This is a genomic window from Mesonia algae, assembly GCF_003253545.1.
Classification (GTDB): Bacteria; Bacteroidota; Bacteroidia; order Flavobacteriales; family Flavobacteriaceae; genus Mesonia; species Mesonia algae.
In genome coordinates this window covers 241,366-266,284 of the sequence record NZ_QKYV01000004.1, presented here as the reverse complement: position 1 = coordinate 266,284, position 24,919 = coordinate 241,366, and the positions used below count along the sequence as shown (strand labels likewise).

Genomic DNA, 24,919 nt, shown 5'->3' with positions numbered 1-24,919 from the left:
AGAGAAATTATCTTGGGACTTTTTATTTAATGTAGTATATCTAAATTATTTCTTTATCACTTTATAGGTTTTAGAATCACCATTAATCTCTACTTGAAGCAAATAAACTCCTGAATTTAATTGAGCTAGATTAATCACGGTATTTAGACTATTAGGGGTTGATTGTTTAACTTTTTTTCCTAATATATCGTAAAGTGTTAACTTCTCAATTTGATAATTCGATTTCAAATTAATTATAGAATTCGTAGGATTTGGATAAAAACTAAAACCAGCAAAATTTTGAGATTCAACTGATAACTCTTCGGTGGTAAAAGATGTTGGTCCTAATAATGTACTTAAACCATCACCACATACTGCAAACACATATACATCATAAGTGCTTTCTGCTTCCAAACCACTAATTCCTATTCCTAATACTCCGTCATTATCAAATACTGATGTTCCTTCAATTGTAGGATCAAAATTTACGGGTCCATAAACAACTTGCCATTCAGTAGCAGTTCCATTCTCTGTCCAAGAGACTTGAGCTGTTGTATCTGTAATATTATCAATTTGGATATTTGAAGGCAAAGAACATAATGGAGATGAAGTGATACTAATATCAAAAGCACCTTCATCATTATCCATAAACCCACTAAAATCTCCTACGTTTATATAATAGGTTTCTCCAATGACGGATGTAAAAGTAACTTCTTCAGTATCATTAGAAGAATCAGAAAAGTCTAAACAAGTAAAATTACCACAGCTTCCTGTATAAACTCCCAACTCAGAATCCCACATAGAAGTTTCAGTTACGGTGATGGTAATTTCTTCACCATTTCCGATAACGGTATACCATACTCCATCATTCATTCCTGATCCGCAATTAGCGATAAAACCATCATTATTAGTAGCACCAAAAGCATTCTGAGAATTGGTGTATGGCAATGGAGAGGCATCAAAAGCATCTACACAAGCATCATTAGCAGGAACATCGAAGGTGGTAAATTGAAACTCAGTACACGATGAATCTCCCAAACTATTGTAAGGAATTATAGAGACATAATACGTCATTCCCTGTGTAAGTGCTCCAACATTATAAAAAGTATCTCCTCCTTCAACTAAAGCCTGATTAACCATATCTGTTGCTCCAGAGGCTGTTCCCATGCTAAATTTATAAGCTACTACTCCTCCTGTCGCAGGATTCCAAGTTATTAAACCTGTTGTAGCGGCATTAATTTCTCCATTTGCGGGAGAAGTCATAACTACATCGCAATTAGGAGTTGATGTAACTGTTTGTTTAGCAGAAATATTATCTAAATAAACATAGAAATCTCCTGATAGCCAACGTGAGATAAATCTCAACTGGAAATCTGATCCTGATGGAATATCTGCTGCAGGAATCGTCAAACTAATTGTCTCACAACTGGCGCTTGTCACATGATTACTATCATCAATGGTTACTAAATTTACCCAAGTCGTTCCTTGATCTAAAGTATATTCTACATCTATACTACCCCAACCTGGTTGAGTAGCAGTAATGGGAATACCTGAAGATACAAAATTAACAACCTTGTAATCAAAACTAATATCCATCGTTGTCCCACTAGATAAATTATCTACCTGGGGTGAATATAGCTCTCCCTCAATACTATCAACCCATAAATTATCTCTAACACTGTTACCATCACAAGCACCTGTTGGTGTTATTGCAAAGGCACCATCATCACTCCATCCATCTGTATAAGCAGTAGACGAGTTAAAATTTTGACTAACATTTATCTGAGCATTCACAAATAAAGTTGTTGCCAAAATAAGTAAAATAGAAAAAGTAATTTTTCTCATAACCCTTTTATATTAAATAACTTGTATTAAGATTTTGGGGGATGGGACAAACTTAACAAAAAAAACCCAAAGCATAAGCTTTGGGTTTTAATTTTAATTTAATTATATATTAAATTTATTCTTTGATAACTTTTATTGTTTTTGATTCTCCACCAATAGTTATCATTACCATATAAGGTCCTGCTGCTAATTTTTCTAAATTTAAATTAGTTTTCAATGAATTAGGTTGTACTGAAATTACTTCTTGACCTAATAAATTATATACAGATACCTTTTCTAATTGCTCTCCCGTTACTTCTAATGTTAAAAGATTTTTTACTGGATTCGGGTAGTAAGAGAAGTTTCTAAAGTTTTCTCCTTTAATAGATAAGTCTGAAGTAATAAATGTTTGTAAAGCTGACCAGTCACTTGTATTTCCTGTAGCACAAATAGCTCTTACGTAAACATCATATTCTGTTTCAGCAGTTAAACCGTTAATAGTTTCTCCTAAATCTCCATCATTATCAATTAAACTAGTACCTTCCATTTCTGGATCAAATCCTGGAGCACCATAAATGATCTCCCACTGCGTAGCAGAACCATTCTCTGTCCAAATTATACCTGCAGAAGTAGAAGATATTTCACTAATCACAATATCTGAAGGAGCTTCACAAGCTTCAACATTGGCTTCAGAAACATTCACAGTATAATCTTCAACTTGGCCAAAACTACTAATTGCGCAAGGATCAATTACAGATGTACTATAGTTTTTATAAACTCTTAATCGAGTTTCACCCAATATAGCGTCTGCCGGCACTTCAATAATAGCAGAAGCTTGTTGACCATCTAAACCAGTAGAGTTTTCAATAAAACCTATTTCATAAACCTCAGAGGCATCATCTAAAATTTCGTTTTGATTCCAGTCAACAAATACAGTAAAGAAGTTTTCAAAATTACCACCTGTATTACCTTCTAAAGTAATGGTGTAAATACCTTCTTGATTTAATTCTATTACCACATCTGTAAAATCTTCATAAGCTGGGCTTGCATCTAATACAGCATCACTTACATTATTGATATTAGCAATTGTAACTGCAGTGATTGGTTCAACTGAAAAGGAAATTTCTGGCTGGCAATAAGTATCTATAGTTGCCACAGTTAGTGGTCCAACCGTATTACTATCATCACCATCGCAATTAGAAGTTATATAAAAATCATAACTAGTTAAATTCATTAAGCCAGATATGGTTATTCCTGGATTACCATCGTTATCAATAATTACCTCACCTTCACCTAACTCAAATCCTATTTCTCCATATTCTATAGTCCACTGCTCGGCATCACCTAATTCTACCCAAGTAAGATCTAAACTACTTTCTGTAACATTAGTCGCCATAAAATTCTCTGGTAACAAGCAACCGTCTGCAACCTCACATTGTCCAGTTATACTAAAAACACCATCGTCTTCTCCTATTGTCCAAACTGTTGCCTCTTCATTCATAAATGCATTAAAATTACCAATAGTATTTACCGAGGTACTTTCCCAAGCTAATTGAGTATCTGCAACTGTTGGCACACCAACTAATTGTACCCAATAAGTAATATCATTAGCGCCGTCACCAGCAAAATCTACTGCATTTGGCAAATCTAACACAACCTCGTGAACATCAAAACCAAAAGCCTCTCCTATAATATCTTGAGACGCTGGTATTACATCTTCAAAAGTTTGAATCTCTGCTCCTGGAAGACCTTCATTATCTTCAAAAAAGATGACATCCATAGATGCAATACCTCCTTGTGATAAAATATTTGCAGTAATGTTATTTGCCGTAAAATTAATTGTATTAGCAGAAACAATAAAATCATTAGCTAACATTTGCCCTCCTTCTTCCATAAAAAGACCATTTTCAAAAGCATTGCTAATTTGAGTTTGACCACAATCTACTGTTTCGTCTACTACAACATCTGTAGTTACTGAAATATCAAAAGCTCCTTCAGGAGAATCTGAAAAACCACTCCAATATGCTATATTAACATAATAGATAGTTCCCTCTTCAGATGCGAAAGTTAAAACCTCTACATCATTTCCAGTGTCTACATCATCTACACAAGTAAATTCACCACAACTTCCTGTGAAAACCGAAACTTTTGAATCCCAAGATGAAGTTTCTGTTACTTCTATAGTTAAATTTCCTCCATCTCCTAAGATAGTATACCAAACCCCATCATTAGAACTACCACAATCTCCTTCGCTAATAAAACCATCGTTGTTGGTTGCTGATGATGCATCCTGTGAATTATTATATGGAAAAGAACTAATTGCAATAGCGCCTGTACAAGCATCATTAGATGGTGGTGGTGGTGGCGTTCCTACGCAAATATCAAAATTGGCTTGAGCAAAACTTGAAGAAGAAGAAGCGTAATATCCAAATACACGGACATAGTAGGTATCTCCCACGGTTAAACCTGATACATTTAAAGTATTAGGATCTGAGTCATCTACAAATACTAAATCTTCACAACCTGCCGTACCATTGTATAATCCTATTACCATATCGATAGAAGTACCAATAACAGCAGTAACATTTGCAAGAGAGATACGGTGTGCTTCACTTGCAGCTACAAAACTAAACCATACGTCATTATCTGGGGTTCCAACCACATCATCTTCTTGAGACGATGCTGTAGCACTTGCAGTTGTTCCTGAAGTTACCACACCACACGAAAAGTCTTCATTAACCGTTAATACAATTGCATTATCACACTCATCATTGATAGGAGCTGGTGGTGGTGGTGGTGTAGTTCCTACACAAATATCAAAATTAGTTTGAGCTGTATTTGTTAAACTCCAACCATATACGCGTACATAATAAGTATCTCCTATCGTTAAACCAGAAGCATTTAAAGTGTTTGGGTCTGAATCATCTACAAATACAAGATCTTCACAACCTGTCATTCCATTGTATAGCCCCATTCCCATATCGGTAAAAGTGCCAATAACAGCAGTAACATTTGTAAGAGATATACGATGTGCTTCACTTGTAGCTACAAAACTAAACCACACATCATTATCTGGAGTACCTGTTACATCATCTTCTTGAGACGATGCTGTAGCGCCTGCTGTTGTACCAGCCGTAACCTCACCACAAGCTAAATCTCCATTTACCGCTAATGCTATTGCATTATCGCACTCATCATTAATAGGAGCTTCTGCCAATGTAGTAAATTCTAAAGGTCCTACCCAATCGCTTTCATCGTCTACTGCACAAATAGCTTTAACGTAAAAATTATACTCTGTTTGTGAGTCTAAATTAAGAATATTTACACCTAATGTTCCATCATTATCAACAATTGTAGTTCCTTCTGTTTCTGGATCAAAACCAGGTGATCCATAAATAACTTCCCATTCAGTTTCTTCACCTCCTAATGTCCATGAAACATCAACTGAACTTGAAGTAACGTTTTCTGTAATTACTTCTGAAGGTGCTGGACAAGTAGGAGGTGCCCCAACATAAATATTGTCAATTATCCACCAATAAGCAAAGCTTCCCGTATACCTAAATCTAACTTGAGCATTAGCTATTCCTACCACATGATCTGAGATATCAATACTTTCTGAAGCAGGATTAGCAGTATCATCTGAGTAATTAGCTACCTGAACCCATGAACTTCCATCAAAAACCTCTACATAACCTAGGCCATCAGTAAAAGATGCTTCATTAAAGAAATGGTCAAATTTTAATTCTACAGCAGAAGCTGTGCTTGCATCAAAAACGGGGGTTTCCAACGCAGCTTCTTGTACTCCTCCTGTCCCATAATTATCACTATCTAATATCGCAACAGGTGCAGACATTGGTAAATTAATAGTTTGTGCACCAGGGTTATCAAACTCCCAGTCTTGACCGGATCCTTCTATATCATTGTTCGTCCATCCTGTGGGCAAGTCGCCACCAGAAAAATCTTCTTCTACATAAACTTGCGACCATCCCATGTAAGAGGCCAAAAGTAAACATACAAATAGTGTAATTTTTTTCATAAATATAATTTTAGTTAAACAACTCTCTAAAATACAAAACTAATGTTAAATAAGTGTTCACTTGTTAATAAATTAAATAGATATTAGGTTAAAAGCAAAAAAAACCGCTTAAAAGCGGTTTTTTTTTAAAATATTTTATATTTTCTTATTCTTTCTCTACAAATGCCTCCATTACTTGCTGACTTACACCCATATTCGAAAATCCTCCGTCGTGGAATAAATTTTGAAGCGTAACCTTTTTAGTAAGATCTGAGAATAGTGTTAACGTGTAATCGGCACACTCATCTGCAGTGGCATTTCCTAAAGGAGACATTTTTTCCGCGTAAGCGATAAAACCATCAAAACCTTTCACTCCTTGTCCCGCAGTAGTTGGTGTTGGAGATTGAGAAATTGTATTTACCCTTACCTTTTTGTCTTTACCGAAGAAGTAACCAAAGCTTCTCGCAATAGATTCTAAATATGCTTTATTGTCTGCCATATCATTATAATCTGGGAAGACACGTTGTGCAGCCATATAAGTTAAAGCTACTATACTTCCCCACTCATTCATAGCGTCTTTTTTATAAAGAACCTGCATGGTTTTATGAAATGAGACTGCCGAAACATCCCAACCTTTAGTGGTAAAATCATAATTCATATCTGTATAATGATTTCCTTTACGCACGTTTACAGACATCCCTATAGAGTGAAGTACAAAATCTAATTTACCTCCTAAAATTTCTGTTGCCTTTTCTACTAAGTTTTCTAAGTCTTCTACTTTTGTAGCATCAGCAGGAATAATTTCTGATCCCGTCTTTTCTGCAAGATCTTTAATTTTTCCCATTCTCATAGCAATTGGCGCATTTGTCAATACAAAAGTTCCTCCTTGCTCGTTTATTTTTTCAGCGGTTTTCCAAGCGATTGAATTTTCATCTAATGCTCCGAATATGATTCCTCTTTTTCCTTTTAATAAGTTATATGACATGATTTTGTTTTTTCTTAGTGGTGGTAAATATATAAAAACTAGATTAGTTCAATAATTGTTTTGCGTGAGCAATTGCCGAATTAGACTTTTCTTTTCCGCCAAGCATCTCTGCAAGCTCTAAAATTCTATTTTCTTCGCTTAACTGCTCAATATTAGTTGTGGTTATTTTCTTTTTAGTTTCTTTATAAACTTTTAAATGCTGTTTTCCTTTTGCTGCAATTTGTGGCAAATGCGTTATAGCGATGACTTGCATCTCCTGACTCATTTTTAGCATAATATTACCCATTTTTTGAGCTACATCTCCCGAAACTCCCGTGTCTATTTCATCAAATATTATGGTTGGTAATTTACCATAAAATGCTAATATACTTTTTACTGCCAAAGTAATTCTAGAAAGCTCTCCGCCTGAAGCTGCTTTTTTAATATCTTTAAAACTTCCTCCTTTATTGGCTGCTAATAGCCAGTTCATTTTATCTATTCCGTGAGCGTTAAATTCTTCTTGAAGTGAGATTTCAATTTTTAGCTTTGCATCTGGCATTCCTATTTCTGCCAAAATAGCTTGCATCTTGCTTATAAAAGTAGGAATTTCCTTTTTTCTAGTTTTATAAAGCTGTTGAGCTAAAGCTAAAGCTTCTTGCTTGGAAGCTTCAATTTTTTGTTCCAATACATTTAACTCTTCATCTGCATTTTCAGAGCTTGCTACTTTCTTCTCCAAATCATTTTGTAAGGCAAGTAACTCTTCAACTGTTTCTACGTCGTGCTTACGCTGAAGATTATAAATTTGCTGAAGTTTTTGATTAACCAAAGTTAACTCTTCTGGATCATCTTCAATCTTACCTTCTAATCTAACAATCTCTTCCGTAACATCTTCCAACTCCAATAAACTGCTCTCTACTCGCTGAAAAATTTCTTTATAGCTTTCGCTGAAATTTTCTAAACGTGAAAGTTTATTTTTCACATCTCTTAATACAGCTAAAACTCCAATTTCTTCTTGTTCTAAATGAAAAGAAGAAGCCGAAAGGTTTTCCTTTAACTCTTCTACATTATTAAGTTCTGTAAACTTTTCTTCTAATTCTTCTTGAATTCCTTCTTTAAGATTAGCTTCTTGAAGTTCTGAAACCAGAAAAAGGTTATAATCGTAAGCTGCTTTGGCCTCTTTTTGGGAAGCTTTCAATTCTTCTAATTGCTTTAAAAGTGTTTTATAAGAATTTAATTTTTGCTTATAACTAACTAATGTCGTCTTGTGGTTTGCTAAATCGTCTATAATTTTAAATTGATAATTCACCTCTCCTAAAGACAGAGTTTCATGCTGACTGTGAATATCTATGAGTTGATTTCCCAACAATACTAATTTTTGCAAGGTAACGGGAGTGTCATTTATGAAAGCTCTAGATTTACCAGAAGGTAAGATCTCTCTTCTAATAATAGTTTCTGGCTCATAGTCCAAATCATTATCTACAAAGAAGTTCTCTAATTGATAAACAGATATTTTAAAATGCCCTTCAACCACACATTTTTTATCAGGGTTTCTTACAGAAGTAATGTCTGCACGTTTCCCAATAAGTAGAGACAAAGCACCTAATAGTATTGATTTTCCAGCACCGGTTTCCCCTGTGATTATAGTAAAATCATCTTGAAGCTGTAGAGAAACATCTTCAATTAAAGCAAAGTTTTTAATCGATAAATTAGTTAACAAATCCTCTTTAATTTTAGGGTAAATATACAAGAGAAATTGATGAGATACATCAAAAACAAAACAGAATTTTAGAATTTAATCTTATTCCAGTTTTTATTATAAAGCGGAGATATTCTTCGCAAATTTTCAACAACCTTATTTACTTCTACCGAAGGCCCACCAGTAAATACACTTTCAATTTCTGATGATTTAGCATCAAAGAAAGCTCGCATAGGGGCAGAATTTGGTCGGTTATTGTTAACGTCTCTTAATAACTGAATAGCATCTACAATACTATTCTTCCCTGCCTCTACATCACTATGCATCACATCTAATCCTAGACGGTGATATACATATAATGCTTCTCTATATTTAGTGAAGTTACTCGATATAATATCCGCGTTAAGCTTGTATTTAGATTGATTTCCATCATTTGCTGTCCAACCACCACCTGCTGTTTGTGCAGAAATATTCACAATTTGCTTAGCTTCTTGATGATAATCTTCTCCTCCTTGTAACGCATAAGTATCTGCGTCTAAACCTAAAATAGTAAAAGCATAGAAGCTTAAATTAGAAATTAGATTAGAATTGAAGGTATTTTCACTATATCGCAATGGCTGATACTCTGTATAATTAAAATTGAAATCGTTGTCTTTAAAATTTAAGACAGGAGTAGAATACAAACTTCCATATACAGGTCTCGAAGATTGAACTTGAACTGTAGCGGTAAAGTTATCTGAATTATATTCTTTTATGGTAATAAAAATACTGCATTGTATTCTCTCATCGTCATCCAAATCTAGATCTGTCCAACTCTGGTTCATAAACTCTTTCACCGAAGTTTCTAAAGTTTTAAATATAGATAATTGCGTTTTCCCAGTTTGCTCTGCATTTACAGTAACCGAGCAATTAAGTTCTTGCGCACTTAACACACAAGAAAACAACATCAATAAAGAATATATTAAAATATTTTTCATACTAATCTATCTACTAATTCTTTGAGAATATCTTTAGCCACTTTCTCTTTTGACTTTAACTCGTAAGATTGGACTTTATCTTTGTCTATAATTCTAACCTTATTAGTTTCCTGTTGAAACCCCGCACCTTTATCTTGTAACGAATTTAATACAATAAAGTCTAAATTCTTTTTTTGTAATTTCTTTTTAGCGTTTTCTACCTCATTTTCTGTTTCTAATGCAAAACCTATTAAAAACTGATGTTGTTTTTTCTCCCCCATAGACAATAGAATATCTTGAGTTTTCTCTAATTCTAATGTAAGTTTAGGATCAGATTTTTTTATTTTTTGAGTAGCCTTAGTTATTGGCCTATAGTCAGAAACTGCTGCTGCAGCAATAGCCACATCTACTTCTTTATAATATAAATGTACTGCATCATACATTTCTTTAGCAGAAACCACATCTACCCTATTTATACCATCATTCTTCAACTGGAGTGAGCTAGGCCCGCTAACTAAAATTACCTCTGCTCCTAGCTTTGCTGCTTCTTCAGCTATGGCATACCCCATTTTTCCGCTAGAATGATTGCCTATAAAACGTACAGGATCTATAGCTTCGTATGTAGGACCGGCGGTAATCAATATTTTTTTTCCGTTTAACGGAAGTTGTTTTGCAATATCTCTTTTTATAAAACTAATGATTTCTTCTGGTTCTGCCATTCTTCCTTCTCCACTCAAGCCACTAGCTAGTTCACCATTCCCTACAGGAATTACTACATTACCAAAGATATTCAATTTTTCTAAAGATTTTTTGGTGGATGGATGTCTATACATATCCAAATCCATTGCAGGAGCAACATAAACCGGACATTTAGCTGAAAGGTAAGTCGCTAATAAAAAGTTATTGCTTTGCCCATGAGCCATTTTTGAAAGTGTATTGGCTGTGGCAGGAGCTATGAGCATAAAGTCTGCCCATAAACCCAAATCTACGTGATTATTCCAAACCTCAGATTCTTTATCTGTAAAGGAAATTATAACGTCATTTTTTGAGAGCGTAGATAAGGTTAAAGGGGTTACAAACTCCTTAGCTTTTGGAGTCATAACCACTTTAACCTCTGCTCCTTCTTTTATAAATAAACGGACTAAAAAAGCTATTTTATAGGCTGCAATTCCTGCAGTTACCCCTATGAGTACTTTTTTATCGTTTAAGGATATCATAGATTATGCGTTATCGCTCTTGGTATCTCTGTAATAAACTTTATCATCTAACCACTCTTGTACAGCTAATGAATGTGGTTTTGGTAATTTTTCATAAAATTTTGAAACTTCGATTTGCTCTTTGTTTTCAAAAATTTCATCTAAACTATCGTTGTAAGTAGCAAATTCGTCTAACTTCTCTAAAAGCTCTTTTTTAATTTCAGTATTAATTTGAGTTGCTCTTTTAGACATGATAGCAATTGCCTCATAGATATTATCTGTAGGCGCATCTACTAAATTTTTATCGATAGTAGTTGTACTTACGGGTGCATTTACATTTTTTATATCCATTTGTTAAAGTATTAACTGTTATAGTTTTCTAATCTGTTATTAATATCTTCAAGAATTATATTCGCTTCTTCAGAAAGCTCTCCTTGAGGAAAATATTTTTTATAATTTTCGTGGTATTCTTTAGCCGTCAACAAACGTTCCTTAATAAGGTACTTGTAACTGTTGATCGCTAATAAATAAGCAGATTCCATTTTATAGAAATAAGCTTTTTCTCTAAATATAGAACCTGGATTAGCTTCTATAAAATTATCAAAAGAGGCCATTGCTGCTTTATAATCTTCAGTATGATGATATTGTTTAGATATCTCGTATGATTTTTTCTCTAACTTTTCTCTTAACTCTGATGATAACTCATTTGCATTTCCTAAATTTTCTCCGTCAGGGAAACGCGTGATGTAATCTTGAAACTTATCAATTGCTTTATATGTTTCAGTTTGATCTAAACTAAACCTAGGAGAAACATAGTAATAACTCTTCGCACTTTTAAAATAAGCTTCATCTATCTTTTCGCTTTTAGGATAAGATTTAGTGAAACGCTCAAATTGGTACCCCGAATCAAAATAAGCCTCTAACAAATAATAAGAGTTAGCGTGCATATAAGAAATTTTTTCTCCTTGCGGCTTTCCTCTATATTGTGGTAAAATTTGCTCTGTTAACCTAAGAGATTTTTTAATTTTTCCTTTTTTACCCTGTTCAACCCCTTCATCATACAACTTTACAGCCATATCATATTTGGTTTTAACATCATCGTTTTTTAAGGCTTTTTGGTATTCACTACAAGAGTAGAAACTAGATACCAAAAGTAAAAGGAACATTAATTTTCTCATAAGTCTATAAAACATCTTGCAAAAGTACTGCTTTCTAACGTATTAAAAAAACTCTAATTTATCAGAAATATTGTTTTGCGCTAATTATTAATTATTATCTATAAATTCAGCTAATCTTAACTGTAAACTTTCTGAAGCTTTCACTAACGGAAGTCTTACCTCATCGGTAGTTAAGCCTAATTTTTTGAAAACCGATTTGATTCCTGCTGGGTTACCTTCTTCAAAAATCATATCTATTGCAGGTGCTATTTTATAATGAATTTCATAAGCTTCATCTACTTTTCTATCTAACCCTAATGCGACCATATTAGAAAAATCTTCTGGAAACCCTTCGGCTATCACCGAAATTACTCCCGCTCCTCCTGCTAAAATCATAGGAAGCGTAATCATATCATCTCCAGAAATCACTAAGAAATCTTTTGGTGTTTGCTGTATCATTTCCATCGCCTGTACAATATCTCCTGCCGCCTCTTTAATCGCAATAATATTATCAAAATCACTGGCTAATCTTGCCACGGTGTAAGGCAACATATTACTCGCCGTTCTTCCTGGGACATTGTATAAAATTATAGGCAAAGGAGAGTTTTCTGCTACGTGTTTAAAATGCTGATAAATTCCTTCTTGAGTGGGTTTATTATAAAATGGAGAAACCGAAAGTATAGCATCAAAACCTTCTAAGTTTTCGTTTTTAAGCTGCTCAACTAACGCAGTAGTATTGTTTCCTCCTACTCCTAAAACCAATGGCAATTCACCATTATTAGCTTCAATTATCGTTTGTTTTACTAAGGTTTTTTCTTCATTGGTTAGTGTCGCACTTTCTGCTGTTGTCCCTAAAACAACAATATAATCTACACTATTCTCTATTTGAAACTTCACCACCTTTTTTAAAGCCTCAACATCTACCGACTTATCTTCTTTAAAAGGGGTGATTAATGCAACTCCTGTTCCTACAAACTTTTCCATTATTTAATAATTATATCTGTATACTTTTTTAATTCTTTGACAAATAAACCTGGTTCCTCTTCTTGCACCAAAATCTCCATATCATTCAATCTTTTTTCTTGATGAGAAAAACCTGCTTTTAATTTTGCTTCCGCGGAAGCTGCAACCAAAAGTAATGCTAAATTATCTCTAGAGAAATAATTAATTAGTAAATCAAAATCTTGTGCTAAAAACGATTTTACTTCACTCTCTTTTTTAAAAACTCCTCGCCAATCAATATCTTTTTCTGTAAAAAAAGCACCCTCAATTTCTTTGCCCTTATTTTCTTTAAAAACTATAGTGCTCAATTGGTTAGAATTTAAAGAAAAAGTAGTGGATAATACTTTTATAAGACGCTGCTCATTAAAATTGGCATCTACTATTAAACCTATACGATTAAGGTTTATTAAAGGTTCATTTTTCCGTAAAGAAAAATGCTTCTCTATATTTTTTTTTACATTAAACTTTTTTATTCCTTTTATCATACAAAGACGCACAGAGCTCCATATTCTCACCTTGTGCAATAACTGTTTGCAAAGGTAAATTTATTCTTTGTTTGCTCAAATTTATGGTCAAAAAAAGCGGTATTTCTACCGCTTTTATCAATTTCTAATATTTATTATCCTCTTAACCAAGCTTCACGTAATTGCTTACGAGCATCTGAGTCTGGTAAATCTAAAGATTCATAAGAAGTTTTCATCATCGTTGCTGGTTTCACTGTCCCTGTTAAAGTCATTTCTTCCCCGTCTCTATCTATAACCATTTTAAGCTCTTCACCATCTTTCCAAGCTTGAGAAGTCATAATTAATGCATATGCATTATCTATAGTATAAGCAGTACCATTAATTGATTTAATGATATCACCACCTTCTAACTTCATCTCTTCAAGAAATGAGTTAAGAGCTATATTTTTACGAATAAAAAGTTCTTTGGTTTCTGCATCTCCATCAATAAAAGGAACTTGTCCGTTAAGGAAATAACCCGATTTTACCTCTTGCTCTTTTTTCTCTACTCCTACTTTAGCAAAGAAATCTTCGTAAGGGATTGGAGTCGTTCCGCTAATGTACGTAGTTAAAAATGTTCTTACCTCTGGATAAGTTAACTCTACAATATCATTAAACAACTCATCGTCATTAAATGGTTTTTCCTTTCCGTATTTCGCACTCAATTTTTTCATCAAGTCTAAAATACCAGACTCTCCATTACTTAATTCTCTTAAACGAATGTCTAAAGCCATTCCTATTAAAGCTCCTTTTTGGTATACGTTGTAATAGCTCTTTTCATACTTTTCATCTAAAATATTTTCACTCATTACCGTAAAAGGCATGGTATCATCAAAATTTTTAGAACTAGCTATTTTTTCTACCATTCTTTCATAGAAAGCTGCATCTTCGATCAATCCTTGATTTACCTGAAATAAATTAGCAAAATACTCAGTAACTCCCTCATACATCCATAAATGCTTAGACATTTTTGGGTTGTTATAATCAAAATAATGCACTTCATTTGAGTGTACACTTAACGGAGTGATAATATGAAAGAACTCATGTGAAACTACATCTTTCATCGATTCGTTTAACGCTTGTAGAGGCATTGTTTCGGGCAAAACTACCGTAGTTGAAGTATGATGTTCTAAAGCGCCAAAACCTTTAGCATCGGTTTTTTGCATGTCTGCTAAATACAATAAAATAGCATACATATTGGTATTGTCTATATCTCCTAAAAAGCTTTTTTGAGCTTCTAAGATTTTAGACATATTAGGTTTAATTTGTTCGGCAGTATAAACCCCATTAGGAGAATACACATCTAAAATCACCTTCATATCTCCTAACTGAAAATCTACTTGATTGGGAGTAGAATACATAATTGGATTATCGGTAATTTCAAAATAACGTGCTGCAGAGTATTCATCTATCGTAGCATCACCTTCAGGTTTTGAAACGATGCTAGATTTTAAAGAAGTACCCGACACTAAATTATTAGGTCTTTTTACCGTTAATTGATACGGTGTTTCTGTCATTCCGTCAAAATAACCTACAAATGCGTGAAGGTTAAGCATAAAGTTTTCATTAGCAGCAATGTTTGTTCCTGCTGGAGAAAAAACTCCTTCTTCACCTGCGATATCAAAAGAGTCATTTACCCAATAGGTAATTTTATCTAAGCTCGTCGCATTTGCTATTTGCCAAGAATTTTCGTCTATACTTGTAACTGTTAATTCCTCTCCCTTATAATTGTAAGCTTTTACATTTTCTATAAACTTCCCATAGTTATCGGTAGAATAAGTACCAGGAACAGTTTTAGGAATGTAAAATACAATGCTCTCCTTATCAATTTTTCCAGGATTAACACTTACCATCACTTTATCGTCTTGTACATCTACTAAGTCGATATTAGTCACAATAGTTTCATTCTCAGAAGTCTTTACTGCTGTACTTTTACACGAGAAGAGTGCAAAAGCCAAAGCCGCAGTATAAATCATTTTTTTCATGTAGTATGGTTTTGTTAATAAGACTTCACTTATTTTCAAATGTTACATCTATTCTTTAATATTTTTATAAAAAGGAACCTTTAAATTAACTTTAGCTTTAAATGCTATCTTTATATTTGTAAAAAATTATAGATGAAAAATTTTCTTTTACTCCTTTACGGAATCACTCTTTTATCTTTTTCCTCTTGTGGAGAAGAAAAAAACAATTCTTCCGACCCACTACAGGTTTCTAAAATTGAAGGAAAGCAACTTTCTGTAAAAAAATCTTTAACCGAAGACGAAGAGATTAAGTCTTTTATCGATCCTTATAAAAATAGGATTAAAGGTGAAATGAATATGGTTTTATCCTATACTGGAGAAACACTATCAAAATCTGATGGAGAATACAACACCGCCATTGGAAATATGATGGCAGATGCCGTGATGGAGTTTGCTAATCCTATATTCAAAACACGTACAGGAAACACGATAGATGGTGTATTGTTAAATCACGGCGGAATACGTTCTAAAATTAATCGCGGCGATATCACCACCCAAACTGCTTATAATATTATGCCGTTTGAAAATGAAGCTGTAGTCGTAGCGTTAAAAGGAAGGCAAGTTTTAAAAATGTTTGAATACCTGTCTCGCAGTAAAAGAGCACATCCTATTTCTGGAATGCAATTGATCTTAAATTTTAAAAATCAAATTAAAACTGCTCGAGTACAGGGAAAAAAAATAGATCCTAGTAAAACCTATTACATTGTTACGAATGATTATTTAATGGAAGGTGGAGATAATATGAAGTTTTTCTCACAGAGAGAAAGCGAGACTTTTATAGACTATAAATTACGTAATATTTTTATAGATTATTTCAAAAAGTACGACACCATTCAACCCGTTCGTGATGAACGTTTCATAAAAGAGTAAATCACATGAAAAGAAGAGATTTTATACAAAAAACTACTGCTGCGGGAGTGTTTACTGGAATTGCAGGTACGGCTTTACTTAGTAGTTCTTTCGCTTCCGCGGAAGCGAAACACATCACCATTCTTCACACCAACGATGTTCACAGTCATATCGACCCTTTTCCTTTAGATGATGACAAGAATCCTGGACAAGGAGGTGTCGCTAAGCGTTATACACTTATTCAAAAGATAAAAAAAGAGAATCCTAATACCTTACTTTTAGATGCTGGAGATATTTTTCAAGGTACTCCTTATTTTAATTTTTACGGTGGAGAATTAGAGTTTAAATTGATGAGCAAATTAGGTTACGATGCTGCAACCATAGGAAATCATGATTTTGATAATGGTATTGATGGCTTAAATGCCCAACTCCCAAATGCTGAGTTTAGTTTACTTAATGCTAATTATAATTTTTCTAATACTGTCCTTGACGGACAAATAAAACCATATCAAGTTTTTATTAAAGACGGAGTGAAAATTGGGGTTTTTGGTGTAGGAATACAATTAGAAGGTTTGGTCAATAAAAAAATGTATAAAGAAACAGAATATAATGATCCCGTTTCAATCTCTCAAGATATCGTAAAACAGCTTAAAGAAAATGAAAAATGTGACTTGGTGATTTGTCTTTCGCATTTAGGTTATCACTACATCCACGATAAAATTGATGATTTAAAGCTTGCCTCTAAAACTAAAAATATCGATCTTATTATTGGTGGTCACACCCATACATTTTTAGATAAACCTACCGTAACTAAAAACGCTGAAGGTAAAGACGTACTTGTTAATCAAGTAGGCTGGGCTGGGATTAATTTAGGCAGAATAGATTTTTATCTTGACCACTCCAATAAAATTAACGGAAAAGGAGCTAGTATTTTAGTATAAATTTTTAATTTTAAACATATTTAATAATTATCCTCATGCCAATCAAAAGAAAAAAAATTTTTGTGATCGTAGCCGGAATCTTAATTATGGCAATCTCACAAATTTTAGCTCAGTACTTTAATTTTTCAGATATAGTAAAAGGTCTTATCAATGGACTTGGAATAGGTGTTCTATTCACTGCTTTTCTGATAAAAGAAAAGCAGTCTGCATAATGCTGAAAATATCTAATGAACCATTTCTAAAAAATCATCTTCAGAAATGATTTGAGTGCCAACTTTTTCCGCTTTAGCGAGCTTACTCGGACCCATATTTTCTCCGGCTACTAAGTAATTGGTTTTAGCCGAAATTGAACCCGTCACTTTCCCACCGTTGTCTTCTATTAACTTTTTAAGCTCTTTCCGGGAAACTTTTTGGAATACTCCAGAAATTACAAAAGTATTTCCTTGTAATTTATCGGTTAATCCTTCTAACTCTTCTTCAGAGATGGCTAACTGAACTCCAAAAGACTTAAGCCTTTCAATAGTATTTCTATTTTCCTCAACTTCAAAGAAATGAACCACACTTTCTGCGATCTTCTCCCCTATTTCTTCTACATTCACCAGCGTTTCTTGCGAAGCTTCCGCTAAAGCGTCAATTGTTTTAAAGTATTTAGCCAACTTTTTAGCTACAGTTTCGCCCACATACCTAATTCCGAGTGCAAATAAAACGCGTTCAAAGACAACTTCTTTTGATTGCTGAATCCCGTTGATTAAATTTATTGCAGATTTTTCTGCCATACGTTCTAACGGAAGAACTTCTTCTTTCTTTAAGTCGTATAAATCGGCGTAATTCTCGATTAAACCTTCTTTCACTAATAACGCCACGGTTTCTCCACCAAGTCCTTCAATATCCATCGCTTTGCGCGAAATAAAATGTTGAATACGACCTACAATCTGCGGAGGACAACCTGTAGCATTCGGACAATAATGTTGTGCCTCACCTTCTTGACGAACCAATTCTGTTTCACATTCAGGGCAATTTGTAGCATATTGCGTAGGGTTGGAAGATGCATCACGCTTATTAAAGTTTACTCCTACGATTTTAGGAATAATTTCTCCGCCTTTCTCAACATATACCGCATCTCCAACTCTTATATCTAATTTTTCTATTTGATCGGCATTATGTAAAGATGCCCTTTTAACAGTAGTTCCCGCCAATTGCACGGGTTTTAAATTTGCAACTGGAGTGATAGCTCCTGTTCTTCCTACTTGATAAGTAATACTTTCTAAAATGGTTTCTTCTTGCTCTGTCTTAAACTTATAAGCCATTGCCCATCTTGGCGCTTTAGAAGTAAAGCCTAGCTCTTCTTGTTGACGCAAATTATTGACTTTAATCACTACCCCATCGGTTTCATAAGGTAATTCGTGACGATGAATATCCCAATATTGAAGAAATTCATCTACACCTTGCATACTAGAAGCCAAAATAGCCTCTTGAGGAACTTTAAACCCCCATTCTCTCGCTTTCTGTAAACTTTCAAATTGAGATGTAAAAGGCAAATCTTCTCCAATAACACTATATAATAAGCAGTCTAACGGTCTTTTTGCTGTCTCACTACTATCTTGTAGCTTTAAACTTCCAGAGGCTGTATTTCTAGGGTTGGCATATGGTTCTTCCCCGTTTTCTACTCGTTCTGCATTCAATTGTGCAAAACCTTCGTAAGGTAAAACTACTTCTCCTCTAATTTCAAATTTTTGCGGATAATCCCCTTTCAGTTTTAACGGAACAGATTTTATGGTTTTAATATTATTTGTAATCTCATCTCCCTGATTTCCATCACCTCTCGTTACTGCTCTAAGCAATTCACCGTTCTCATAAGTTAAACTAATTGACGCCCCGTCATATTTAAGCTCACAAGTATATTCTACTTCTCCATCACTTAGTTTTTCTATTCGTTTTTCCCAATCTTCTAGATCTTCTTTAGAATATGAGTTGGCTAATGAATACATTCTATTTTCATGAACGATCGTAGGAAAATTCTTAGTTATAGCACCTCCTACACGTTGAGTAGGTGAATTTTCATCCATAAGCTCTGGATGAGCTGTTTCTAGCTCTTGCAGTTTTTCTAGCAGTTGATCAAATTCATAATCACTAATTTCTGGCTTATCCAAAGTGTAGTAATTATAATTATGTTGATGTAAGGCTAGCCTTAATTCATTTATTTGCTGTTCGGTGGTGCTCATAAAAATGCTAATTAAAAATATATGTAAATGCGTAAATGAATTTTATTTTAAGTTTGATCTTCCTTAGTTAGCCAATTTGCTTCGTGTGTGGATTGATATTTATGCATTTTATCTAAAAGCACCTCTACCGCATCTGATACGATAATCAAATCTAAATTTTCTTTTTTCAGTAAACCTTTGGTCACCATGGCATTAAACATCATAAGAAGATCATTATAATAACCTTCGGTATTTAATATTCCTATGGGTTTTTTATGCAAGCCTAATTGTGCCCAAGTCACAATTTCAAAAAACTCTTCTAGAGTTCCAAAACCACCAGGCAACATAATAAAACCGTCGCTCATTTCATGCATCTTAAGCTTACGCTCATGCATATCTTTTGTCGTTATAAGCTCGGTTAAGTTGCGGTGTACAATCTCTTTGGTTTTCAAAAACTCTGGAATTACTCCAAAAACAATTCCTTCATATTCTAAAGCTCCTTTAGCGACCTGTCCCATAAGCCCTAGTTTGCTTCCGCCAAAAACCAAATCTATATCCTTGTTAGCTAAAGATCTACCTAATTCATAGGCTTGACTATAAATAAATTCGTCATTGCTATCACTACTTCCGCAAAAAACAGCAATACTTTTTATAAAATTATTTGATTTTGAACTGTTCGAAGTTCCCATACTTTAAACTTTTAATTACTAGTACGACTAGCTTTAATCATTCTTGCTTTTCCAAAAATATCATTTTTTACTTCTACAAACGAAAATCCAATCTCGTTTATTAATTGCACCGTTTCCTTTGCCAAATATTCATTTATTTCTAAGTATAAAATCCCTTCCTCAGACAATGAATCAAAAGCCAGTTCACTTATTTTTCGGTAAAAAATTAAAGGATCTTCATTCGATACAAATAAGGCCAAACCTGGTTCGTGTTCCAAAACATTTTCTTGCATCATTTCCTTTTCTAATTCACGCACGTAAGGCGGATTAGAGACTATAATATCAAAATTTTCTTCTAATTTTTCTACTTTTAAGATGTCTTGTTCTAAAAAAGTAATTTCTACCTCATTTACCTCTGCATTCTCTTTGGCGGTTTCTATCGCTTTCGCGGAAACATCTATTGAAGTAACTTCTAACTGCCGCAAACTTTTAGCTAAACTTATAGGAATACAACCGCTTCCTGTTCCTACATCTAATAATTTTAATGAATTCTTGTTGTTTTTAAAATCTTCAACAATCCAAGCCACTAATTCTTCAGTCTCTGGGCGCGGAATTAAAACTGAAGGATTTACCCTAAACGGAAAACCAAAAAACTCTGTCTCTCCAACAATGTATTGAATTGGCTCGAATTTTTTTAACTGTAGCGTCGCTTGCTGAAAATTCTTTATAGCGATTTCCTCAATTTTATATTCGGGCTGTAATGCCACTTCTAATCGCGAAAGCTTTAAGTAAGCTTGTGTAAGCCAATAAAAGAAACTTTCAATTTCAGTAGCAGGGTACAATGTGTTTAATTCCGTAAAGAAATTTAATTTTAATTCTTGTAAAGTCATTTTAGAATTCTTTAAGCATCCAAGTGGTACAACTAAAGTGACCTGTATTCCCTAAACGTGTATCTAAATATTTGAAGCCACTTTTTTTATAAAGTTTTTGAGCAGCTTGCATGGTAGGCAGGGTTTCTAAGTAGCATTTTTTATAACCCACTTCCTCAGCAAAGTTTAAGCAAGATTTTATCATTTCACTTCCCAAACCCTTACCTCTCACCTCTTGCAGAAAATACATTTTTTGAAGTTCGCAAATTTCGTTGCTTCCTTCTAAAGAACCAATTCCTGCACTTCCATAAATTTTAACACCATCGGTTAAAACAAAATAAACAGATTTTTCATTTTGATAAGTTCCATACAAGATATCAAGATTTTCATCCTCGTAAGCGGTTCCTGTTTTAGGAGCATTATTTTCTATTAACACCGCTCTAATCATCTCTGCTACAAAGGGATTGTCCTCTTTTTGTATAGGTCTTATTTTTAGGTGTTCCATTCTTGATTTTTCATGCTATTTTTGAAACGTGAAAATACACGAAAAATATATAAAACGCTGCATTCAGCTGGCTAAAAATGGACTAGGGAACACCTATCCCAACCCAATGGTAGGTAGCGTAATTGTTTATAAAGATCAGATTATTGGAGAAGGTTGGCATCAAAAAGCTGGAGAACCTCACGCCGAAGTAAATGCGGTAGATTCTGTTAAAGATAAATCCTTACTTAAAAAAGCAACGATTTATGTAAGTCTAGAGCCTTGTAGCCATTTTGGTAAAACTCCTCCGTGTAGCGATTTGATCATTGCTCACGGTATTAAAAACGTAGTTATTGGGACGATAGATCCTTTTGCAAAAGTTGCGGGAAGAGGAATTCAAAAATTAATACAAGCAGGTTGCAATGTAGTTGTTGGGGTTTTAGAAAAAGAATGCCAAGATTTAAATAAGCGCTTCTTTACATTTCACCAACAAAAGCGTCCTTTTATCATTTTAAAATGGGCACAAACATCAAATGGTTTCTTAGCTCCTTTAATTCAAAATCAAAGAGAGCCTGTTTGGATAAGTAATCGCTACAATAAACAGTTGGTGCATAAATGGCGAAGCGAAGAACAAGCTATTCTCATAGGAACGCAAACCGCTATTAAAGACAATCCAAAATTAGACACCCGACTTTGGAAAGGAAAATCTCCTTTAAGATTGGTTATTGATAAAGATTTAAAAATCCCTACTCAAAGTCATTTATACCTTCAAGAAACACCTACCGTATTTTTCACAGCTTTAAAAAAAGAAAACAAGAAATTTATTGAGTTTGAGACCTTAGATTTTAATCAACCTCTTATTTCGCAAATCTGTGATTTTTTATATCGTAAGGAAATTCAGAGTCTTATTGTTGAAGGCGGCGCCAAAACTCTACAGGAATTCATCAATAAAAATTACTGGGATGAAGCAAGAGTTACCAAAAATTTAAATTCTTGGGAAAACGGAATTTCTGCGCCAAAAATAAATGGTAAAATCAATAATAAAATAAACTTACAAGACAATACAGTAACTTTTTATGAAGCAGATTAAAACGCTACTTTTCGATTTTGGCGACGTATTTATCAATTTAGATAAACCTGCTACTTTAAAGCATTTAGCACAATTTGGAATAACGAAGTTATCGCCTGAACAAATTGAAAAAAACAAAGCTTATGAAGTCGGGAAATTATCTTCACAAGATTTTATTTCTTACTACCACACTAACCTTAAGGATAATAACGCTTCCGCGGAAGCGATAACAACGGCATGGAATTCTATTTTATTAGACTTTCCTTTACAGCGATTAGAGTTTCTTAAAGAACTGAAGAAAAAAGGAGAATTTCAATTAATATTATTGAGCAACACCAATGAGCTACATATTTCGTGGATTAAAGAACACGTGAATTTTTACGAAGAATTTAAAAGCTACTTTGATGCATTTTATTTGTCTCACGAAATCAACTTGAGAAAACCAAATGCCAATATTTATGAATTTGTTTTAGACCAACATCAATTAAAACCTGAAGAAGTTTTATTTATTGACGACACCAAAGAGAATACAGATGCAGCAAAATCTCTAGGTTTTCATGTGTGGAATATCAATCCTGAGACAGAAGATGTAACCTCTCTATTCAAAACTAATCAACATTTATTTTGATATATCTTTTATTAAGTATTTTATCCTCAAGCCTCATTTATGTTGCTTTTAAGTTATTAGACAAGTTCGATATTCGCATTTCTTATGCGATTGTGATCAATTACTTAACTGCGGTCGTTGCTGGATATTTGGGGCATTCTAAAAGTTTTGATGCACAAACCATCATTAATGCCGATTGGTTTTGGGGTGCACTTATTTTAGGTTTTCTCTTTATTGTAGTTTTTAATCTTATGGCATTAACGACTAAGATTAACGGACTTTCGGCTGTTTCGGTGGCGAGTAAAATGAGTTTATCTATCCCCATTATTTTTGTTATTTTCTACTATAAAGAATCTGCAAGTGTTTTAAAAATTTTAGCAATTATTCTGGCATTAGTAGCGGTCTACCTTGCATCAGTAAAAACAAGGAAGGGAATTACATTTAAAAAAAATACTTTAATTTTTCCTGTATTGGTATTTTTTGGAAGCGGTATTATAGAAACAGGAATTAAGTATTTAGAGCAAAACTATGTTGCTCATGATGATGTGGCGCTTTTCTCAATGACCTTATTTATTGTTGCTGCATCGTTGGGGATTCTTATTTCTATTTACCATTTTTTCATAAAGAAAATTAAGTTCACTTATAAAGAAATTCTTGGCGGAATAGCTTTAGGAATCCCTAATTACTATTCAGTCTACTTTTTCATACAAGCTTTACGCGGAAATTTAGACAGCTCGACAGTGTTTTTAATCAATAATGTCGCCATTGTAATGCTTTCTACTTTATTAGGAATTGCTTTATTTAAAGAGAAGATTTTAAGAAAAAACTGGATTGGCATTGCCTTGGCAGTTGTTAGTATTATTTTAGTAGCCTTAACAACACAATAGATTTGGAAAAAGACGTTTACAAAACCATTCACCAACCAAGCGAAGAAGTTTTATTTAAAGACAAGGGCAGTAAATTTTTCGGATATGCTTTTCCGGTTAAAACCGAAGAAGAGGTAAAACTACATATCGAGGATCTTAAAACAAAACATCACCAAGCTAGACATTGGTGTTATGCTTGGCAATTAGGCAAAAACTATGAACATTATAGAGCTAATGATGACGGCGAGCCGGGAAACTCTGCAGGAATGCCTATTTACGGACAATTACAATCTTTTGAAGTCACCAATATTTTAGTTGTTGTGGTACGTTATTTTGGTGGTACCAAGCTAGGTGTTGGCGGACTAATCAATGCTTACAAAACCACCGCTCAAATGGCTTTGGAAAATTCGAACATTTTAACCAAAACCATAGATGTGGAATATGAAATCTCTTTTGATTATCCCAATATGAATAAAGTCATGCGAGTAATTAAAGAAAAAGGCCTGCACGTAAAAAATCAAATCTTAGAACTTGACTGTAAAATCTATCTTTTAATAAGAGAAAAAGAAGCCGAAGCAATATTTAAAAAATTTGATAGTATTTACGGAATTAAAATTAAAGAAGTAGAATAATTTTTAAGCTTTTAATTTTTCTAAAATATAATTTGGACACATCATAGGTTTTCTAGAATTAATATCTACAAATACTAAAACTGTATACGCTGTTGATAACAATTCTTGATGTTGATTATAGATTTTATAGTTAAACTCAATCTTCACCTCGGGCATCTTTATCAAGGTAGTTTCTACCCTTAAAATATCGTCAAATTTTGCAGGACGTTTAAACTTAAAATTCATCTCATAAACCGGCAGCATTACTCCGCTTTCTTCCATCGATTTATAAGAAGTGCCAAATTGCTCTAACCAGTCACACCTTGCTAACTCTAGGTATTGCGCATAATTACCGTGATGCACTACCCCCATTTGATCTGTTTCTGCGTAACGAACTCTTATATGTGTTGAATGGCTTTTCATGTTAATTTTCGAATTAAG

At 33.7% G+C, this 24,919-nt stretch carries 23 protein-coding genes; 7 read left to right on the top strand and 16 right to left on the bottom strand.

The window, feature by feature from the left end:
• Positions 1-45 precede the first annotated feature (45 nt).
• The 11 genes from LX95_RS08610 to LX95_RS08560 all read right to left on the bottom strand — a co-directional run bounded on the left by LX95_RS08610 (position 46) and on the right by LX95_RS08560 (position 15,277).
• Entirely contained in the window at positions 46-1,824 is a 1,779-nt protein-coding gene (locus LX95_RS08610; protein ID WP_111541034.1) for a T9SS type A sorting domain-containing protein, read from the bottom strand.
• Between the two features lie 115 nt (positions 1,825-1,939).
• Positions 1,940-5,839 carry a fibronectin type III domain-containing protein gene (locus LX95_RS08605; RefSeq protein ID WP_111541033.1) on the bottom strand — a complete coding sequence of 1,300 codons (3,900 nt, stop codon included), beginning with the start codon at positions 5,837-5,839 and terminating at the stop codon, positions 1,940-1,942.
• A 145-nt stretch (positions 5,840-5,984) separates the two neighbouring features.
• The gene (locus LX95_RS08600; protein ID WP_111541032.1) at positions 5,985-6,803 is read right to left on the bottom strand and encodes an enoyl-ACP reductase FabI; all 819 of its coding nucleotides are present in this window, start codon (positions 6,801-6,803) and stop codon (positions 5,985-5,987) included.
• A 43-nt stretch (positions 6,804-6,846) separates the two neighbouring features.
• Entirely contained in the window at positions 6,847-8,499 is a 1,653-nt protein-coding gene (gene recN / locus LX95_RS08595) for a DNA repair protein RecN (protein ID WP_111541031.1), read from the bottom strand.
• A gap of 68 nt (positions 8,500-8,567) precedes the next feature.
• Entirely contained in the window at positions 8,568-9,455 is an 888-nt protein-coding gene (gene porD / locus LX95_RS08590; protein WP_111541030.1) for a type IX secretion system protein PorD, read from the bottom strand.
• Positions 9,452-10,651, bottom strand: coding sequence for a bifunctional phosphopantothenoylcysteine decarboxylase/phosphopantothenate--cysteine ligase CoaBC (gene coaBC / locus LX95_RS08585; RefSeq protein WP_111541029.1), 1,200 nt, complete (start codon positions 10,649-10,651; stop codon positions 9,452-9,454). Before coaBC ends, porD begins: the two co-directional genes overlap by 4 nt.
• A gap of 3 nt (positions 10,652-10,654) precedes the next feature.
• On the bottom strand, positions 10,655-10,981 hold the full coding sequence (locus LX95_RS08580; protein ID WP_111541028.1) for a DNA-directed RNA polymerase subunit omega: 327 nt from the start codon (positions 10,979-10,981) through the stop codon (positions 10,655-10,657).
• An 11-nt stretch (positions 10,982-10,992) separates the two neighbouring features.
• Positions 10,993-11,808 (bottom strand): outer membrane protein assembly factor BamD, encoded by an 816-nt coding sequence (locus tag LX95_RS08575; protein WP_111541027.1) that lies wholly within the window; start codon positions 11,806-11,808, stop codon positions 10,993-10,995.
• An 87-nt stretch (positions 11,809-11,895) separates the two neighbouring features.
• Positions 11,896-12,771, bottom strand: coding sequence for a 4-hydroxy-tetrahydrodipicolinate synthase (gene dapA / locus LX95_RS08570; RefSeq protein ID WP_111541026.1), 876 nt, complete (start codon positions 12,769-12,771; stop codon positions 11,896-11,898).
• Positions 12,771-13,274 (bottom strand): DUF6913 domain-containing protein, encoded by a 504-nt coding sequence (locus LX95_RS08565; protein WP_111541025.1) that lies wholly within the window; start codon positions 13,272-13,274, stop codon positions 12,771-12,773. The genes dapA and LX95_RS08565 overlap by 1 nt, the downstream gene beginning before the upstream one ends.
• Before the next feature lie 134 nt (positions 13,275-13,408).
• The gene (locus tag LX95_RS08560) at positions 13,409-15,277 is read right to left on the bottom strand and encodes a M61 family metallopeptidase (RefSeq protein ID WP_111541024.1); all 1,869 of its coding nucleotides are present in this window, start codon (positions 15,275-15,277) and stop codon (positions 13,409-13,411) included.
• 132 nt (positions 15,278-15,409) lie between these two features.
• On the opposite strand from LX95_RS08560, the gene LX95_RS08555 reads away from it, so the two are divergent.
• From LX95_RS08555 to LX95_RS14595, 3 genes are read left to right on the top strand one after another with little or no spacing between them, the layout of a single operon-like run.
• Positions 15,410-16,186: a 5'-nucleotidase C-terminal domain-containing protein gene (locus tag LX95_RS08555; protein WP_111541023.1), complete on the top strand. Its 777-nt coding sequence runs from the start codon at positions 15,410-15,412 to the stop codon at positions 16,184-16,186.
• Positions 16,187-16,191: 5 nt separating this feature from the next.
• Positions 16,192-17,106, top strand: coding sequence for a bifunctional metallophosphatase/5'-nucleotidase (locus LX95_RS08550; RefSeq protein WP_111541022.1), 915 nt, complete (start codon positions 16,192-16,194; stop codon positions 17,104-17,106).
• Between the two features lie 35 nt (positions 17,107-17,141).
• Positions 17,142-17,318 (top strand): hypothetical protein, encoded by a 177-nt coding sequence (locus LX95_RS14595; protein ID WP_170116595.1) that lies wholly within the window; start codon positions 17,142-17,144, stop codon positions 17,316-17,318.
• 12 nt (positions 17,319-17,330) lie between these two features.
• On the opposite strand, the gene ligA is transcribed toward LX95_RS14595, so the two are convergent.
• From ligA to LX95_RS08530, 4 genes are read right to left on the bottom strand one after another with little or no spacing between them, the layout of a single operon-like run.
• A complete protein-coding gene (gene ligA / locus LX95_RS08545; protein ID WP_111541021.1) occupies positions 17,331-19,328 on the bottom strand; it encodes an NAD-dependent DNA ligase LigA in 1,998 nt (665 codons plus the stop codon).
• Positions 19,329-19,375: 47 nt separating this feature from the next.
• Positions 19,376-19,996, bottom strand: a complete 621-nt coding sequence (locus LX95_RS08540; RefSeq protein WP_111541020.1) for an LOG family protein — start codon at positions 19,994-19,996, stop codon at positions 19,376-19,378.
• A gap of 11 nt (positions 19,997-20,007) precedes the next feature.
• Positions 20,008-20,865, bottom strand: coding sequence for a peptide chain release factor N(5)-glutamine methyltransferase (prmC, locus tag LX95_RS08535; RefSeq protein WP_111541019.1), 858 nt, complete (start codon positions 20,863-20,865; stop codon positions 20,008-20,010).
• A 1-nt stretch (position 20,866) separates the two neighbouring features.
• Positions 20,867-21,349, bottom strand: coding sequence for a GNAT family N-acetyltransferase (locus LX95_RS08530; RefSeq protein WP_111541018.1), 483 nt, complete (start codon positions 21,347-21,349; stop codon positions 20,867-20,869).
• Between the two features lie 28 nt (positions 21,350-21,377).
• Between LX95_RS08530 and ribD the strand changes: the two genes are divergently transcribed.
• From ribD to LX95_RS08510, 4 genes are read left to right on the top strand one after another with little or no spacing between them, the layout of a single operon-like run.
• Positions 21,378-22,415 (top strand): bifunctional diaminohydroxyphosphoribosylaminopyrimidine deaminase/5-amino-6-(5-phosphoribosylamino)uracil reductase RibD, encoded by a 1,038-nt coding sequence (ribD, locus tag LX95_RS08525; protein WP_111541017.1) that lies wholly within the window; start codon positions 21,378-21,380, stop codon positions 22,413-22,415.
• On the top strand, positions 22,402-23,022 hold the full coding sequence (locus LX95_RS08520; protein WP_111541016.1) for an HAD family hydrolase: 621 nt from the start codon (positions 22,402-22,404) through the stop codon (positions 23,020-23,022). The genes ribD and LX95_RS08520 overlap by 14 nt, the downstream gene beginning before the upstream one ends.
• The gene (locus tag LX95_RS08515; RefSeq protein ID WP_111541015.1) at positions 23,019-23,888 is read left to right on the top strand and encodes an EamA family transporter; all 870 of its coding nucleotides are present in this window, start codon (positions 23,019-23,021) and stop codon (positions 23,886-23,888) included. Before LX95_RS08520 ends, LX95_RS08515 begins: the two co-directional genes overlap by 4 nt.
• Positions 23,885-24,499, top strand: coding sequence for an IMPACT family protein (locus LX95_RS08510; RefSeq protein ID WP_111541014.1), 615 nt, complete (start codon positions 23,885-23,887; stop codon positions 24,497-24,499). The genes LX95_RS08515 and LX95_RS08510 overlap by 4 nt, the downstream gene beginning before the upstream one ends.
• A 3-nt stretch (positions 24,500-24,502) precedes the next feature.
• Here LX95_RS08510 and LX95_RS08505 read toward each other — a convergent pair whose 3' ends face one another.
• On the bottom strand, positions 24,503-24,901 hold the full coding sequence (locus LX95_RS08505) for an acyl-CoA thioesterase (protein WP_111541013.1): 399 nt from the start codon (positions 24,899-24,901) through the stop codon (positions 24,503-24,505).
• Between the last annotated feature and the right edge of the window lie 18 nt (positions 24,902-24,919).

Coding starts and splice junctions, on each gene's coding strand:
- LX95_RS08560 (WP_111541024.1), bottom strand. CDS start 15,277: ATGAAAAAAATGATTTATACTGCGGCTTTGGCTTTTGCACTCTTCTCG.
- ligA (WP_111541021.1), bottom strand. CDS start 19,328: ATGAGCACCACCGAACAGCAAATAAATGAATTAAGGCTAGCCTTACAT.
- LX95_RS14595 (WP_170116595.1), top strand. CDS start 17,142: ATGCCAATCAAAAGAAAAAAAATTTTTGTGATCGTAGCCGGAATCTTA.
- LX95_RS08575 (WP_111541027.1), bottom strand. CDS start 11,808: ATGAGAAAATTAATGTTCCTTTTACTTTTGGTATCTAGTTTCTACTCT.
- LX95_RS08530 (WP_111541018.1), bottom strand. CDS start 21,349: ATGGAACACCTAAAAATAAGACCTATACAAAAAGAGGACAATCCCTTT.
- dapA (WP_111541026.1), bottom strand. CDS start 12,771: ATGGAAAAGTTTGTAGGAACAGGAGTTGCATTAATCACCCCTTTTAAA.
- LX95_RS08565 (WP_111541025.1), bottom strand. CDS start 13,274: ATGATAAAAGGAATAAAAAAGTTTAATGTAAAAAAAAATATAGAGAAG.
- LX95_RS08580 (WP_111541028.1), bottom strand. CDS start 10,981: ATGGATATAAAAAATGTAAATGCACCCGTAAGTACAACTACTATCGAT.
- LX95_RS08610 (WP_111541034.1), bottom strand. CDS start 1,824: ATGAGAAAAATTACTTTTTCTATTTTACTTATTTTGGCAACAACTTTA.
- LX95_RS08600 (WP_111541032.1), bottom strand. CDS start 6,803: ATGTCATATAACTTATTAAAAGGAAAAAGAGGAATCATATTCGGAGCA.
- LX95_RS08520 (WP_111541016.1), top strand. CDS start 22,402: ATGAAGCAGATTAAAACGCTACTTTTCGATTTTGGCGACGTATTTATC.
- coaBC (WP_111541029.1), bottom strand. CDS start 10,651: ATGATATCCTTAAACGATAAAAAAGTACTCATAGGGGTAACTGCAGGA.
- LX95_RS08540 (WP_111541020.1), bottom strand. CDS start 19,996: ATGGGAACTTCGAACAGTTCAAAATCAAATAATTTTATAAAAAGTATT.
- LX95_RS08605 (WP_111541033.1), bottom strand. CDS start 5,839: ATGAAAAAAATTACACTATTTGTATGTTTACTTTTGGCCTCTTACATG.
- LX95_RS08550 (WP_111541022.1), top strand. CDS start 16,192: ATGAAAAGAAGAGATTTTATACAAAAAACTACTGCTGCGGGAGTGTTT.
- LX95_RS08505 (WP_111541013.1), bottom strand. CDS start 24,901: ATGAAAAGCCATTCAACACATATAAGAGTTCGTTACGCAGAAACAGAT.
- porD (WP_111541030.1), bottom strand. CDS start 9,455: ATGAAAAATATTTTAATATATTCTTTATTGATGTTGTTTTCTTGTGTG.
- prmC (WP_111541019.1), bottom strand. CDS start 20,865: ATGACTTTACAAGAATTAAAATTAAATTTCTTTACGGAATTAAACACA.
- LX95_RS08555 (WP_111541023.1), top strand. CDS start 15,410: ATGAAAAATTTTCTTTTACTCCTTTACGGAATCACTCTTTTATCTTTT.